The organism is Streptomyces sp. NPDC057939, assembly GCF_042887545.1.
In the GTDB taxonomy this organism is placed as follows: domain Bacteria; phylum Actinomycetota; class Actinomycetes; order Streptomycetales; family Streptomycetaceae; genus Streptomyces.
This window is the reverse complement of the sequence record NZ_JBHVPG010000010.1, coordinates 112,316-125,639: the sequence shown is the minus strand read 5'-3', so window position 1 is coordinate 125,639 and position 13,324 is coordinate 112,316. Positions and strand designations below refer to the sequence as shown.

The 13,324-nt window shown below is 69.5% G+C and carries 14 protein-coding genes and 2 CRISPR repeat arrays (2 of these 16 cut by a window edge); of the genes, 11 read left to right on the top strand and 3 right to left on the bottom strand.

Annotation, left to right across the window (positions count from 1 at the left end):
* Window positions 1-1,136: a CRISPR direct-repeat array (repeat unit 30 nt; unit sequence GTCCTCATCGCCCCTGCGAGGGGTCGCAAC); it reaches 826 nt to the left of the window's first position.
* Between the two features lie 76 nt (window positions 1,137-1,212).
* Entirely contained in the window at window positions 1,213-2,082 is an 870-nt protein-coding gene (locus tag ACFVS6_RS14400) for a glycosyltransferase family 2 protein (RefSeq protein WP_389703728.1), read from the bottom strand.
* 17 nt (window positions 2,083-2,099) lie between these two features.
* Window positions 2,100-3,458, bottom strand: coding sequence for a tetratricopeptide repeat protein (locus ACFVS6_RS14395; RefSeq protein WP_389703726.1), 1,359 nt, complete (start codon window positions 3,456-3,458; stop codon window positions 2,100-2,102).
* Between the two features lie 401 nt (window positions 3,459-3,859).
* Here ACFVS6_RS14395 and ACFVS6_RS14390 point away from each other — a divergent pair, with 401 nt between their 5' ends.
* From ACFVS6_RS14390 to ACFVS6_RS14380, 3 genes are read left to right on the top strand one after another with little or no spacing between them, the layout of a single operon-like run.
* Complete coding sequence (locus ACFVS6_RS14390; RefSeq protein WP_389703724.1) at window positions 3,860-4,741, top strand: methyltransferase domain-containing protein; 882 nt, start codon at window positions 3,860-3,862, stop codon at window positions 4,739-4,741.
* On the top strand, window positions 4,741-5,619 hold the full coding sequence (locus tag ACFVS6_RS14385) for an amino acid--tRNA ligase-related protein (RefSeq protein ID WP_389703722.1): 879 nt from the start codon (window positions 4,741-4,743) through the stop codon (window positions 5,617-5,619). The genes ACFVS6_RS14390 and ACFVS6_RS14385 overlap by 1 nt, the downstream gene beginning before the upstream one ends.
* Window positions 5,620-5,634: 15 nt before the next feature.
* Complete coding sequence (locus ACFVS6_RS14380; RefSeq protein WP_389703720.1) at window positions 5,635-5,772, top strand: hypothetical protein; 138 nt, start codon at window positions 5,635-5,637, stop codon at window positions 5,770-5,772.
* Here the strand turns inward: ACFVS6_RS14380 and ACFVS6_RS14375 are convergent.
* Window positions 5,769-6,218, bottom strand: coding sequence for an NUDIX hydrolase (locus ACFVS6_RS14375; protein ID WP_389703718.1), 450 nt, complete (start codon window positions 6,216-6,218; stop codon window positions 5,769-5,771). The two genes, ACFVS6_RS14380 and ACFVS6_RS14375, sit on opposite strands and share 4 nt — an antisense overlap.
* A gap of 72 nt (window positions 6,219-6,290) precedes the next feature.
* Between ACFVS6_RS14375 and ACFVS6_RS14370 the strand changes: the two genes are divergently transcribed.
* The 8 genes from ACFVS6_RS14370 to ACFVS6_RS14335 all read left to right on the top strand — a co-directional run bounded on the left by ACFVS6_RS14370 (window position 6,291) and on the right by ACFVS6_RS14335 (window position 13,162).
* Window positions 6,291-7,331, top strand: a complete 1,041-nt coding sequence (locus ACFVS6_RS14370; protein ID WP_389703717.1) for a phosphotransferase enzyme family protein — start codon at window positions 6,291-6,293, stop codon at window positions 7,329-7,331.
* Window positions 7,328-8,356 carry an LD-carboxypeptidase gene (locus tag ACFVS6_RS14365; protein WP_389703715.1) on the top strand — a complete coding sequence of 343 codons (1,029 nt, stop codon included), beginning with the start codon at window positions 7,328-7,330 and terminating at the stop codon, window positions 8,354-8,356. Before ACFVS6_RS14370 ends, ACFVS6_RS14365 begins: the two co-directional genes overlap by 4 nt.
* Window positions 8,346-9,107: a P-loop NTPase gene (locus tag ACFVS6_RS14360; RefSeq protein WP_389703713.1), complete on the top strand. Its 762-nt coding sequence runs from the start codon at window positions 8,346-8,348 to the stop codon at window positions 9,105-9,107. The genes ACFVS6_RS14365 and ACFVS6_RS14360 overlap by 11 nt, the downstream gene beginning before the upstream one ends.
* Window positions 9,108-9,137: 30 nt before the next feature.
* The gene (locus ACFVS6_RS14355) at window positions 9,138-9,944 is read left to right on the top strand and encodes a class I SAM-dependent methyltransferase (RefSeq protein ID WP_389703711.1); all 807 of its coding nucleotides are present in this window, start codon (window positions 9,138-9,140) and stop codon (window positions 9,942-9,944) included.
* A gap of 103 nt (window positions 9,945-10,047) precedes the next feature.
* Entirely contained in the window at window positions 10,048-10,359 is a 312-nt protein-coding gene (locus tag ACFVS6_RS14350; RefSeq protein ID WP_389703869.1) for a hypothetical protein, read from the top strand.
* Window positions 10,305-10,601 carry a phosphotransferase gene (locus ACFVS6_RS14345; protein WP_389703862.1) on the top strand — a complete coding sequence of 99 codons (297 nt, stop codon included), beginning with the start codon at window positions 10,305-10,307 and terminating at the stop codon, window positions 10,599-10,601. Before ACFVS6_RS14350 ends, ACFVS6_RS14345 begins: the two co-directional genes overlap by 55 nt.
* Window positions 10,602-10,657: 56 nt before the next feature.
* Window positions 10,658-12,397 carry a hypothetical protein gene (locus ACFVS6_RS14340; RefSeq protein WP_389703710.1) on the top strand — a complete coding sequence of 580 codons (1,740 nt, stop codon included), beginning with the start codon at window positions 10,658-10,660 and terminating at the stop codon, window positions 12,395-12,397.
* A 417-nt stretch (window positions 12,398-12,814) separates the two neighbouring features.
* Complete coding sequence (locus ACFVS6_RS14335; RefSeq protein ID WP_389703708.1) at window positions 12,815-13,162, top strand: CRISPR-associated endonuclease Cas2; 348 nt, start codon at window positions 12,815-12,817, stop codon at window positions 13,160-13,162.
* 19 nt (window positions 13,163-13,181) lie between these two features.
* A CRISPR array of direct repeats spans window positions 13,182-13,324; the repeat unit is 30 nt; unit sequence GTCCTCATCGCCCCTACGAGGGGTCGCAAC (it continues 823 nt past the right edge of the window).

Here is a 13,324-nt window from a genome sequence, read left to right as displayed (position 1 = left end):
AAGTCGCCCCGGAGGACCCGGCGATGCCGGAGCACGAGTCCTCATCGCCCCTGCGAGGGGTCGCAACCCCACATCCACATCGGCATCCCGACCACGTACGCCCCGGTCCTCATCGCCCCTGCGAGGGGTCGCAACTGTTCCTGCTGGGCGTTGAGGTCGGGGCGCTCGTCCTGGGGTCCTCATCGCCCCTGCGAGGGGTCGCAACGCCATGGCCAGGATCGGAATGGAGTCCTTGCCGGGGGTCCTCATCGCCCCTGCGAGGGGTCGCAACTCAGGGACGCGCCGGGCAGCTTGCGGAAGTCCTCCGTGTCCTCATCGCCCCTGCGAGGGGTCGCAACTGGGACGGGCAGCGGGCGTCGAGGCCGGAGTCACCGCGTCCTCATCGCCCCTGCGAGGGGTCGCAACATGGCGGCGCTCGCCGGCTACGGCATCAAGATCGGTGGTCCTCATCGCCCCTGCGAGGGGTCGCAACTGGACGTCCCGAAGTGCCCGTCGACGAGGTTCGACGAGTCCTCATCGCCCCTGCGAGGGGTCGCAACACGTGGAGGTGCTGCGCGGCGGTGAGTGGCCGGAACGTCCTCATCGCCCCTGCGAGGGGTCGCAACAGGCCGAGCCCTCGCCGGCAGAGCGGGAGGCGCTGGCGTCCTCATCGCCCCTGCGAGGGGTCGCAACATCTCCTCGCGGTGGGCCAGCCACACCTCGTAGACGGGTCCTCATCGCCCCTTCGAGGGGTCGCAACGTGATCGCGCCCCGGGCTTGGTCGGCGGCGGCGTCCTATCCTCATCGCCCCTTCGAGGGGTCGCAACACCGTGGTCTCCCGCCGCACGTGCGCCTCGGGGTGGCGTCCTCATCGCCCCTTCGAGGGGTCGCAACCTCCTCTCCTCGGCGTTGATCAGCCCGTGCTCCGCCTGTCCTCATCGTCCCTTCGAGGGGTCGCAACAAGAACCAGCGGGAGAGGGGAATGCCTCGGCGGTCGTCCTCATCGCCCCTACGAGGGGTCGCAACATACGTGAGGCGGTCTGCCCGCTGACCCTGGCTGGTGTCCTCATCGCCCCTGCGAGGGGTCACAACCGGTGACGCGCCGCCAGGCCGACCTGAGCCGGGTCGTCCTCATCGCCCCTGCGAGGGGTCACAACTTGTGGCAAAAGCCGCTGGGGCGAGATAGTCCGCCCGGGGCGGCCTTGAAACCAGTTGTGCAGCTATTGGCAGTAGTCAGATGACTGGGGGCCTGCCCAACTTGGTCATCCGCCACACGGTCCGCCATCGCATGGGCCGTCGCGGTGGGCACGGTACCCGTACGCCCTCGAAGAAGCCGGCCCACCAGGCGGCCAGACCAGACAGCGGAGGGCGTTGCGCGGTCGTGTACGCGGCCCACGTGCCGAGGTAGACCGGGATCAGGAGGGCGGGCAGGTGCCGCTTGGCCAGCCAGACCCGGTTTCGGCCGGTGTTGCGGTAGTAGACCGTGTGCCGGGACGCCTCGGTGCGGGGGTGTTGCAGCACCATGTCCGCCCGGTAGTCGATCTCCCAGCCGGCGTCGAGGGCCCGCCAGGCGAAATCGGTTTCCTCGTGGGCGTAGAAGAACTGGGTGGGGAAGTCGCCGACCTGGTCGATCATGGTCATGCGGATGGCGTGGCCGCCGCCGAGGAACGTGGTCACCGGCCCGGACTGCATGGGGTTCTTACCACCCAGACGGGGGATGTGTCGGCGCTGACTCGTCCCGGTCTCGTCCGCGATCCGGAAGCCCGCGACCCCGAGTCGGGGTCTTGTGGCGAACGCTTCGCGGACCAGGCGGAACGTGTCGGTGCGGGGCAGCAGGCCGTCGTCGTCCAGGACCACGACGATGTCCACGCCGCCCCGCTCGCGCAGCCACTGCAGGCCGGCGTTCCGGCCACCGGGGATGCCCAGGTTCTGCGGCAGCTCCACGCTGTCCACGTCGTCCGGGAGGGGCGGGAGCTTCACGCCTTGGCCGAGGACCACGATGGTCGCCGGATCGCCTTCCTGGGCGGCCACGGAGGTCAGCAGGGCCCCCAGTTCTGTGGGCCGGTCGCCCATGGTCAGGACTACAACCCCGATCTTCGGCATTCTGGTGTTCGTTCCTTTCACGGCTGGTTGTTGAGCAGTTCGGTGGCGCGCTGGTTCAGGCTCGCCGCGCCAGTAATACCGCGTCGGCGGTATCGGGATGCCGCCGCCTGGATTTCCCTGACCGCTTGCCGGTTGCGGTCGGAGACCACACCGCCCATGAAGTCCAGTGACCGGGCCCACAGGCCGACGGCTTCTTCGTGCCGGTGTTGCCCGGCTAGCGATCGTCCCAGGTTGGTCATGGTGAGCCCGTGCTTGAGCTGGTAGATGCCCGGGGTGCGGCCGGTCAGGGCTCGCCGGTAGTGCCGTTCGGCCGCCGTGTGGTCTTTCATCGCGGTGAGGGTCTTGCCCGTGTGTGAGGCGACCGTGGCCGCTACCGGCCCCGAGGCCGCGGAGTAGGTGGGGAGCTCGTCCCGCGTGTCCGTCATCGCGTCCTCGGCCGCGAGAAGCGCTCGCGCCGCCCGGGTGCTCTGCCCGTGGTATCCGTACGCGCGGGCGCATGTCACGAGCAGCAGGGCCTCGGTCTGTCGGTCGACCTTCCCCGCCGCTCTGCCCAGGGCTGCTTCGGCAAGCTCCGGGCACTGGCCGGGGTGGCCCAGGTCAAGGGCCTGATGGGTCAGGGCCCGCATCATCCACGCGGCATGTCCGTTCGGGTCGGCCTCGCAGGCGAGCTGGTAGCCCAGCAGGTAGTACCGCTGGGCGGCGCCCTCGCGGCCGAGGTCGTGGTGTTTCCAGCCGACCAGACAAGCGAGCTGGGCCGCCGCCCCGAAGGCGTCGGAGCGGACCGTGGCGGACGGGTACCGGGCGTTCAGCATCGGTGCGACGGTGTCGGTCAGATAGGCGGTGACCGTCGTCAGGCCGTGGCCGCCGCCCATGCGTTCGTCGATGCTGCGGAACGTCTCGGTCAGCTGTCGGACGGCCGTCACCTCGGTCGGGCCGACGCTGGCGCCGGTAGCGGCCGCTCGGAGCGTCGCGGCCACCGCTTCGTGGTCGTAGGCCAGTGGCAGGCCGACGGAAGCCGCGGTGAATGCGGCGCTGAGGAAGTCGCGGCGACGTTGCATGACGGATCTCCCGAGGTCGGCGATGACGGCCAGTGGATCGTTTTCCATGGCCGCGCCGCCTTCGCAGCCTAGACCGATCTCGGCGACCGTCACTCGCCGCTTGGTCCGTCTTGTCAGGGCCTCGGCGATGTAGAACGGCGTCTGACCGGACGGTGTACCGCCGGCGACCCAGTAGGCGATGGCCGACGGGCCGGTGTTCAATCGCCGGCCGGCCTCGGCTGCCACCGAGCGGATCTCCCTGGCCAGCGCGTAGTACGTGGTCCCGGACTCGGCGATCACGTCCGCCAGCACTTTGTTCGGCGTCCGGTCCACAGCCAACGTCGGCCCCCCTTGCAAGCAATCTTGAACGGGTTGAACGGATTCCTGCCCGTACCACCGTACTCAGCTTTGTCCCGGACGAGTTCACTGTTCATCACGCCGCCCGGGGCTGCTTCACCGCCCCTTCCGGGGGAGCCCACCCCTGCCTCGGGCGGTGCCTGCCGGATGGCGGGGAGGTGATCCAGGCCGGATCCGGCTGGGACGGCGTGGACGCCCACATCGCCCACCTATGGGTACGGCCGGCGTCCGGACGAGAGCAGCGCCTGGCCAAAGGGGGGATCGGATCGTACGGATCGGCCCGAGCCGGTCCTGATCGGGGCGACCGTGACCTCGGAAGCCGTGCCGGTTCCGGCCGCCCACATCTCGAACACCCCGTTCAATCTGCTTTACGAGGAGGATGAGTGACCACGATCAGCGGGCCCCTGCCGTACGTCGACCTGCTCGCCCTGGTCGGTGAGACCAACCGGTGCCCCGGAGGCAAGCGGGCCATCTCCCGTCTCGCCCACACGATGCACCTCGGCCCTCGACACCACGTGCTGGAGGTCGGTTCGAACACGGGCTTCACGTCGATCGAGTTGGTTGCGCTCACCGGCTGCCAGGCGGACGGGATCGAGGTCAACCCGGCAGCCGTCGCCGAAGCCAATCGCACCGCCGCCCGCCTGCCGGCTCACATCGGTGAGCGGGTCGCCTTCCATGCCGGCGACGTCCGTGCGCTTCCCTGGGACGCCGACACCTTCGACGCCGTCGTGTGCGGCGGAGCGCTCGGATTCGTCACCGACCGGCCCGCGGCGTTCGCGGAGATCCGCCGGGTCGTACGCCCGCTCGGCATGGTGTCGATCACCCACCTGTACTACCGCAGCACCCCGCCCCCCGAGCTGTCCGGACGCCTCGCAGACATCCTCGGGTTCACGGTGCCGGTCTACGGGTGGGAACAGTGGCTGGGCGACCTGGCCCCGGACGGCTGGGAGATCTACCACTTGGACCGAAGGCCCATGAACGCCCGGCCCGCGGGTGTGGTCGACGCCTACGTCGATGCCCTGACCGGCACCCCCCGGATCGAAGCGCTGCCCGGCGAGGAGCGGGCGCGCGTTCGCGAGCAGTGGCGCGAGGTGAGCCATCTGTTCAACGCCAACCACGCGCACCTGGGGGTGATGGAGCTCGTTCTGCGTCGGCCGATGCGCGACGACGTGCCGGAGCAGCCGGAGCTGTTCATCGAACCGGGGGCGTACGACCCCCACTTCGAGCATGGGTTCGTTCCCCTGAAGGAATCGGAGACGATCTGATGACGACCGCCACCAGCACCCCGCCGCTGTGGTCGGATCCCGGCCGGTATCTGGACCTTATGGATTCCCCGTGGGGGCGCATGTTGGTCACCATGCAGGACGCCCTGTCCTACGCCACCGCACGGTTCTGGGCGGACCGGGGCGTGTCGACCCTGCATCTGCCGGTGACCACCGGGGCGGTCTCCTCCCCGATGGGTCTCGGCTCCGACTCCCAGCCGGTCAAGGCACGCATGTTCGGCAGGGATGTGTACCTCGCGGACAGCATGCAGTTCACGCTGGAGTACGGGTGCCGCATGGCCGGCTCGGGCTGCTACTACCTGATGCCGTCCTTCCGCGGTGAGGACCCCGACAACAGTCACCTCTGCCAGTTCTTCCACAGTGAGGCAGAGCTGCCCGGCGGCCTGGACACCATCATGGCCACGGTGGAGGATTACATCCGCCACCTGGCCCGGCACCTGCTCACCGCCTGCCCGGACACCGTCCGCGCCGCGGCGGGCACGGTCATCCATCTTGAGGGGATCGCCGACGGCCGCAGTCCGTTCGAACGGATGACGTTCGACGCGGCGGCCCGGCTGTTGGGCCACGACGCCGACCTGATCCGCATCGGAACCGCGTCCGGCCGGCCGCCGTGGCGCACGCTCACCCGCCGGGCCGAGCGGCTCCTCATCGACCGCTGCAAGAGCCCGGTCTGGGTCACCCACTACGACCACCTGGCCGTGCCCTTCTACCAGGCCTTCGCCGACGACAGCCACCACAGTGCCCTCAACGCCGACCTGCTGTTCGGCCTCGGTGAGATCGTCGGTGCGGGGGAGCGGCACATCAGCGCCGAGCAGGTGCGTGCCGCGCTCGCCCTGCACCATGTCGGCGAGGACTCCTAGCTCTGGTACCTCGCGATGCGCGAGCGGCGGCCGCTGCACACCTCCGGCTTCGGGATGGGGGTCGAGCGGTTCCTGATGTGGGCGCTCGACCACCATGACATCCGTGACCTCCAGATCCTGACCCGCGTCAACGGGCAGGACTGCGTTCCCTAGGCGGCCGCCCGCGTCCGGCCGAGTGCCGCCGTGGCCTGCTGCACGCTGCGCAGTGTCCACGGCGGACAGGCGGCATCCAGCTCCAGGGCGGGCAGCGTCACCCATCGGATGTCCGCCACCTCCTCCGGTGAGGCGATCACCGGTCGGGCCTGCTCGGGGAGTTCGCCGGCGAGGACCACGTTGATGACGGGACTGCCGGTGTCCGTGACGAAGAACGCGGACTCCGCGTAGGACAGCTCCACGGCGTCCAGGTCCACGCCGATCTCCTCCAGGACCTCCCGGCGGGCGGTGTCGGTGATCACGTCACCGCCGGGAGTGTCCGCGTCGACGGTCCCGCCGACCAGCGACAGGGTTCCCGCCGCGTGCTCCTCCTTCAGCCCGCGCACGATCAGTAGCCATTCATCGCCACGGCGCAGCGCCACGTCCACATTGACCGAATACCTCATGGCTCCTCCTCCAACCGGTCCCGCACGAGGGCCCGATGGTAGCGGCGGAGCCGGTCCCGGAGGTGCACGTATATGCCGATCTCAGCCAAGCCCGACCGGTACGGTTTCTTCGCCTTCGACGGGGGCCTGCTCCATCAGCTGTCGGAGGCCTACGGTCTGGGGCCCCTGACCGGGTTCCGGCCGGTTCTGCTCGACGGCGATCACGTCACGCTGATCGACATCCGGTCCCAGACCAGTCGCAAGATGGTCATCGAGGCCGCCGATGGATCCCGCCTGTTCCTCAAGCAGATCCCGTGGTACTGCGAGAGGGACGCTCTTACGCTGGCCAGCGCCTGGCAGACACAGGCCACCGCAGCCGGTCTCCCCGTACCCCGGATCCTGCGCACCACCGAGGGCAGCGCCTGGTACGACATCGGTGGATCATCCTTCACCCTCACCGAGTACGTTCCCGGCCGCCGCTACGCGGGCACTCCGCGCGATCGTGCCCAGGCCGGCCACACGATGGCGATGCTCCACTCCACCCCGGCGCAGGTTCCCGCGGGTCCCGCCGAGGACGTCTTCGCCGGCGCGCTGGAGCACATCGCGCTCGCCCCCGACCTCACGCCCGTGCCCACGGCCGCGCTCGACCTCATGCGGCACGCGGTCCACTCCTGGACAGCCCAGGCGGCTGCGGCGGGTTGGGGATCGCTGACCGGACAGCTCACCCATGGGGACACCAACCCCTGGAACCTCATCTACACCGACACCGCGGCAGCCCTGATCGACTTCGACAACGCCCACCGGGGCCCCAGCCTTCGCGACGTCGCCGAAGCCGTCCTGTCCTTCTGCGCCGTCCGATACCGCCAGGACACCACCAACTTCGCCCCCTGCGTACCCGGCCCGGTCGACCGGGACCAGGCCGCCGACATCCTCACCGCCTACACCCGGATACGAGACCTCACCCCGCGGGAGCGGGCCTGCCTGCCGCCGGCCGCCGGCGCGGTCGCGGTGGGCTTGGTCTGCCTGGGCCTCATGCGCGGCGACTACCCCCAAGATCTCGCGCATGACCTGGCGATGTGGGCCACCGCGGTTCCCGCCGACATGGCCGGCCTCCTGGCGCAGGTGTGCCCGTGAGGGCCCTCGTCCGACCGGCCGCCCTCGTCCCCGGCGACACCCTCGCGGTGGTCACCCTCTCCTCCCCAGGTCCCGCCCACCACCCCGACGCCTATGCCCGAGGCATCGCCCACCTGCACGCCGCAGGCTTCCGCACGGTCACCACACCGACCACGACCGGCCGCTTCGGTTGGACGAGCGGAGCGCCCCGCCGGCGCGCCGAAGACCTGAACGCCGCCTTCGCCGACCCCGCGATCGACGGCATCCTCACCACCATCGGCGGCAACCACACCGCACAACTATTGCCCCACCTGGACTGGGACACGATCGCCGCCAACCCCAAAGTGCTGTGCGGGTACTCGGACACCACCGTCCTACACCACGCCATCCACCACATGACCGGCATGGTCAGCTTCTACGGGCCCGCGGTCATCCCGCAGTGGGGCGAACACGATCACCCCTTCCCCTACACCGCCGGCCACTTCCACACCATCACCACGAGCACCACCGGGCCCGGCCCCGTTCCGGTCTCCGGCTACCTCGTCGACGAGGACCACCACACCGCCCAAGCCGCCCACAGGGCCCGAAGGACACGCCCGGCCCCACCGCGCCTGGCCCTGCGCCCCGGCCACGCCCGGGGACCGCTCGCCCCGTTCTGCCTGCCGTCCATGCGGCTCCTCGCGGGGACCCCGTGGCAACCGGATCTGAGCGGCCACATCCTGCTCCTGGACCTGAGCGATCACGCCTACCGCCCCGAGGACTTCGACGCCGACCTCACCCACCTGCGACAAACCGGCCTGACCCGCGACCCGGCCGCCGTAGTCATGCTGCGCACCCCGAGCCGTCAGGACGCCACCGCCTACGCCCACGTCCTGTTCACGCACACCCGCGGCGGCTCCTACCCCGTACTGATCGGCATGGAGGGCGGACACGTCGACCCCATGCCGACCTACCCGCTCGGCGTGTCCGCCACCCTCGACACCACCACCCTGACGATCACCGAACCGGCCGTCATCCCCAGGGAGGACCGAACCCATGGCATCTGACCCGCCGCCCTTCGCGATTCCGGCCGTCATCGTGTGGAGCGGCAAGGGAGGCGTCGGGAAGTCCACCGTGGGCGCCGCCGTCACCCGCGGCCTCAAGGCGCACGGAGCCCGGCCCGGTCACTTCGACGCCGACCTCACCGGCCCCTCCGCCCCCGCCCTCTTCGGCGTCGACGGCCGCCTGCGCGTAGCCGGCCAGCGCATCCAACCCGCGATCAGCGCGGGCATCCCCGTGGTGTCCACCGGCCTCCTCGCCGACGCCGACCGGCCCTTCATCTGGCACGGACCACTCCTACGCGGCGCCATGCACCAGCTCCTGCACGACACCGACTGGGGCCCCCTGGACGTACTCGTGGTGGATCTACCCCCGGGCACCGGCGAGCCGCAACTCGCCGTACTGACCGAACTCGATGTCGTCGGGGCCGTCATCGTCACCACCCCCCACGAACTCGCCCTCCTCGACGTCCGACGGTCCCTGCGCATGCTCGAAGAAGCGTCCGTACCGGTCGTCGCCATCGTCGAGAACCTCGCCGAAGCCATCTGCCCCTCCTGCGCCCACTCCTGGCCGCCGTTCCCCGGAACGGCCGGCGAGAGCCTGCACGCTCTGCTGCCCGACGCCCGCCTCATCCGCCTGCCCATCGACAGCCAGGCACCCGCGATCGACGCCGACGGCAACACCGACGCCGCCCTCATCCGCCACCTCACCGAAGCCGGCCTCTACCGCGACCTCCTCGCCCTCCTCCCCATGCCCTGACCACAACGAAAGGCCCCCGACGTGCACCGCATGGACCCCCGCGTCATCGCCCACTACGAAACCCACGACCAAACCGACCGGCTGCACGCCACCGCCACCGGACGCCTCGAACTCACCCGCACCCAGTACCTCCTGCGCCGCTACCTGCCGCCGGCCCCCGCCCGCGTCCTCGACGTCGGAGGCGGACCCGGCATCCACGCCCGATGGCTGACCGACCAGGGCTACACCGTCCACCTGATCGACCCCGTCCCCCACCACCTCACCCAAGCCGCCGCCCACGCGAACTGCACCACCGAACTCGGCGACGCCCGCCGCCTCACCGCCCCCGACAACTCCCAAGACGCCGCCCTCCTCCTGGGCCCCCTCTACCACCTGCCCGACCGGCCCGACCGGATCACAGCGCTACGGGAGGCGCAGCGCGTCGTACGCCCCGGCGGCCTGATCGCCGCCGCCGCCATCAGCCGGTACTCACTCCTCCAGGACCACGGCACCGTCACCAGCCTGACCGACGAGGACGTACGTCGACGCCTCGGCACACGCCTGACCAGCGGCTACCAACCCGAGCCCGACGCCGACCCCACCGGACTGTTCACCGCCGCCCACTTCCACACCGGCGACGAACTCCTCGCCGAAGCCACCGAAGCCGGCCTGACCGATGCCGTGCTCCGCGGGATCGAAGGCCCTGCATGGGCAATCCTCAAGGGGGTCGAGCGATACACCGGCGAAGTCCCCAGTGATCTGTTCGCCACGGCGCTCGAAGCGGCCCATCTCGCCGACCCGCACCCGGCCACCGCCGACATGTCCGCTCACATGCTCCTCCTCGCAACGGTCGGCTGAAGAGCCGCCCCGGACGGCGGCTTGGACACCGAGTATCGACTGGGTTTCTGTCGGTGTCAGCGGCGGCTAATGCGACCAACGGCGCCTTTGTCACCGCGACCAAGTGCCCGACCTCGGATCCAGCACGATCACGGTCTTCGGGTGGGTTCCGGGGGAGGCCGAGCCACCATTCGACAAGGCAGCCATCTCCAAGGGCATGGGCACCGTCACCGCCCAACTCCACCAGCACGCAGCAACCACGCACCTGCCCTCGGACTTCGCCCGGCCCACCTGGGATCCGGCCGACGTCTGGACCGCGGCTACGCCCTCACCCATCCCGACCGCCCGCTCCTCGGCGACGGCGCCGCCTTCCTACGAGCCATCGCCGACCGGATCCACACCCACGGGACTGTCCCCAACAGCGATCACGGCCTGATCCACGGGGACCTGCGCAGACAGAACATGATCCTCACCCCCGAGGGCACCATCGCGGTCATCGACTTCGACGACTGCGGCATCGGCGCCTACACCCTCGACATCGCCACAGTTCTGTCCTCGATCCACCACCTGTGCAGCAACCAACCCGAGGTCTACGCCGATTTCACTGACCGCTTCGTGACCGCGTACAAGAAGATCCGCCCACTGCCCGTTTCCATGTGCCGCTTTGATCAGGTGTAGGACGGGATGGTCTGCGGTAGCAACATGGCTGATGGTAGGGCTGGTTGGGTCGGAGGGTGGGGTTCGTGCGGGGTGACCGGAGGCAGATTCAGACGGCGGTTCTGGGGGGTGCGGATTCGGAGGAGCCGCTGATACTTCCCCTGGAAGCGATCGAGGTGGACGCCTTCCGCCAACGGCACGAGCACGACACGTTCTGGTGCGGGACCCTCCTCGGCGGGTGCGGTTCTCAGGTGACGACGAAGCTCTACACCGACCGGGTCTGCCACTTCGCCCACCACCCGGCAGCGGACGGTATGCCGCACTGCGGGCGTAGCGCGCGGGGGGTGGCGAGCGCCGACCATCTGTATGTGAAGGCGGCCGCCTCCGCGTGGCTGCGCGGCTCCGGATTTCAGGAGGATCTGGTCCGCTTCGACTTTGCCCGGCCGCAGGGGGTGGGTATCGGGTCGGTTGTCGATATCGCGTTCCGGGAGCGCGGGCTGCGTGTGCACTTGGACACGTCGGTGGAGCCGGTGTGGGACGAGGAGGGCCACGAGCCGGTGCTCGGGGTGTCCGTGCCGGTCGATCGGGACACTCTGATCCGTCGCTGGTACGTCCACCGGATCAGGCTGGACAGTGAGGGCACCGGTAGGCGGGTCCGGATCGGTACCGAAGCGTTTGCGCGGCCTACCCAGTGGTTCGCCCTGGAGGAGTGCTCGATGACCGTTCGGGGTCTGTCGACTCCGGCTGTAGAGCAGATCGTACGGTCCCGGACCACCCGTCCATCGGCTCCTTGGGCAGCTGCCCGCACCGAAACCGCGGTAGCCGCCCCGGTGCGGGCCCTGGGCCTTCTCCGGCGCCTGGCCGACGCCCGCAAGGTGGGATCGACGGTCGTGGTGAGCCGACTGTGCGATGAGATGGCCGCTCTGCTTGCGGAGAACCCCGACGACGGTCGGCTCTCCGAAGTCATTGAGGACGCCCGGAGCTGGCTTGGTGGGCAGGCCGACGTCCGTCGAAAGCTGTTTCACGAGCTCGGGGAAGCGGTTCCCCGCGCGCAGGTCCGACGGATCCGTCAGCTTCTCGTCCAGGCCAACGCGACAGCCGGCCACGGACGGACGGCGCAGGAGACCCGCATCGTGGAGGCGGCCGCCGCCCACCTTGCTGCCTGCGGCGCGGACCTGCTCGTTCTCGACGCGAAGCAGAAGCAAGAGGTGAGAGCCAGGGCTTCAGCGAAGCAGGCCCGAAAGTATCTGGAGCGGCTCGCGGGGTTCGGCCGCCTCGAACGGCGCTCCCCGGGACCGGGAACCCGCAAGATCGTGGAGAGAATGGCCCGGTGCGCCACCGAGGCCGGTGATCTCCTCAAGACCGACGAGGTCCAGCGGATCACCGCATGGAAGGTGCGGGCAGGCCTCACCGGTCCCCAGGGGGAACTTTCCGAACAGGGCAGCGGCACACCCGAGGAGAAGCCGCGGGCGAAGCAGCCGCCGGCGCGGGAGCAGGTGGCGCGCAGGTTCTGGCTGAAGGAGCCCTGCCCCCGCTGCTTCGCTGTCGTGGGCAAGGACTGCTACAACGACGACCGCACCGGCAAAAAGAGAACTCGCGCGCAACCGCACCCTGAGCGGCTGCGGCACATCCTGGCGCGCCGGGCCAGCGCACGGCGCCCCCAGAGAACTCCGGTCCCGCCTGACACCCAAGAGGTCTTGTCCGTGGACTGCCCCGACTGCGGCAGCCGCCCCGGACAGCTCTGCCGGTCTCCACGCGGATCCCACCGCGGAAGGGTGGAACGAGTTTCCTCCCGGGCAGCAGACGGACCAATCTGATGGGGCGGAAGAGAGTGTCACCGGGCTCTGAACGGCCGGCATGAGAGGGCCTCCGATGGCCGGATGAAAGCCGTGAGGCCGACGTTCCCGTCCCACAGGAACGTCACCGAGGATGAGTCCAGGCCACGGTCGCCCTTACCAATGCGATGACCACCGACGCCCTCGACGGCATCCGCGACCACTACCGCGACGTTATGGAGGAACTCCTCGCGACCAAGGCCCACAGAGAGCCCACCCAGGCCCCTGAGTCGCCAGCCCCGCTGATCGGCGTGATGGCCACCCTGAAGGCGTCCGTACAGAAGGCTCGGGAAACCCAAGGAGAAACAGAGGCCACCGTCCACGGGATCGGCACCAAGAAGCGCCCGAAGAAAGCTGCAAAGAAGATCGCCGGGGCGGTCGAGGGCCGCATGACGCGCCGTGGTAAGGATCCTACGAACCTGCCGTCAGTACCTTCATCACGTACAGCGAAGTGTCTTCGAAGGTCACCTCAGCCATGCCAAGTTTCACCTCCTTCAGCACGCGGTGGAAGCCATCATCGACCTGAGCTACGACAACGTCCTCGTCCACACGCTCCCGCCCGGTGCCATGCCACAACCTCTCGCATGGGGACAACCGAACCCGCCCCAAGTGACATCCTGTGACTCGAAACCCCCCAAGCCCTTCCCGGGACGACAAGCCGGGTTTCAGCGCCACACCGGGCCCGACGACACCACCGGAGGTCTGCTGCAGAATGGCAGCCATCGATACCCACCAGCATCGCTGTGACCTGCGACTTTACGGTGGGGTCCTCATCGCCCCTACGAGGGGTCGCAACCGGCTGGAAGCCGCGGCGGTCGAGGCGGCACTGCTCGGTCCTCATCGCCCCTACGAGGGGTCGCAACGCCTCCGCCGCGAAGGTGGCGCCGGGGCTGACGGGCGCGTCCTCAT

What these genes read in the sequence shown, in the direction of transcription:
- ACFVS6_RS14400 (WP_389703728.1), bottom strand. Translation starts at nt 2,082, where the DNA reads ATGCCGAAGATCGGGGTTGTAGTCCTGACCATGGGCGACCGGCCCACA.
- ACFVS6_RS14385 (WP_389703722.1), top strand. Translation starts at nt 4,741, where the DNA reads ATGACGACCGCCACCAGCACCCCGCCGCTGTGGTCGGATCCCGGCCGG.
- ACFVS6_RS14380 (WP_389703720.1), top strand. Translation starts at nt 5,635, where the DNA reads ATGCGCGAGCGGCGGCCGCTGCACACCTCCGGCTTCGGGATGGGGGTC.
- ACFVS6_RS14375 (WP_389703718.1), bottom strand. Translation starts at nt 6,218, where the DNA reads ATGAGGTATTCGGTCAATGTGGACGTGGCGCTGCGCCGTGGCGATGAA.
- ACFVS6_RS14370 (WP_389703717.1), top strand. Translation starts at nt 6,291, where the DNA reads ATGCCGATCTCAGCCAAGCCCGACCGGTACGGTTTCTTCGCCTTCGAC.
- ACFVS6_RS14360 (WP_389703713.1), top strand. Translation starts at nt 8,346, where the DNA reads ATGGCATCTGACCCGCCGCCCTTCGCGATTCCGGCCGTCATCGTGTGG.
- ACFVS6_RS14355 (WP_389703711.1), top strand. Translation starts at nt 9,138, where the DNA reads ATGGACCCCCGCGTCATCGCCCACTACGAAACCCACGACCAAACCGAC.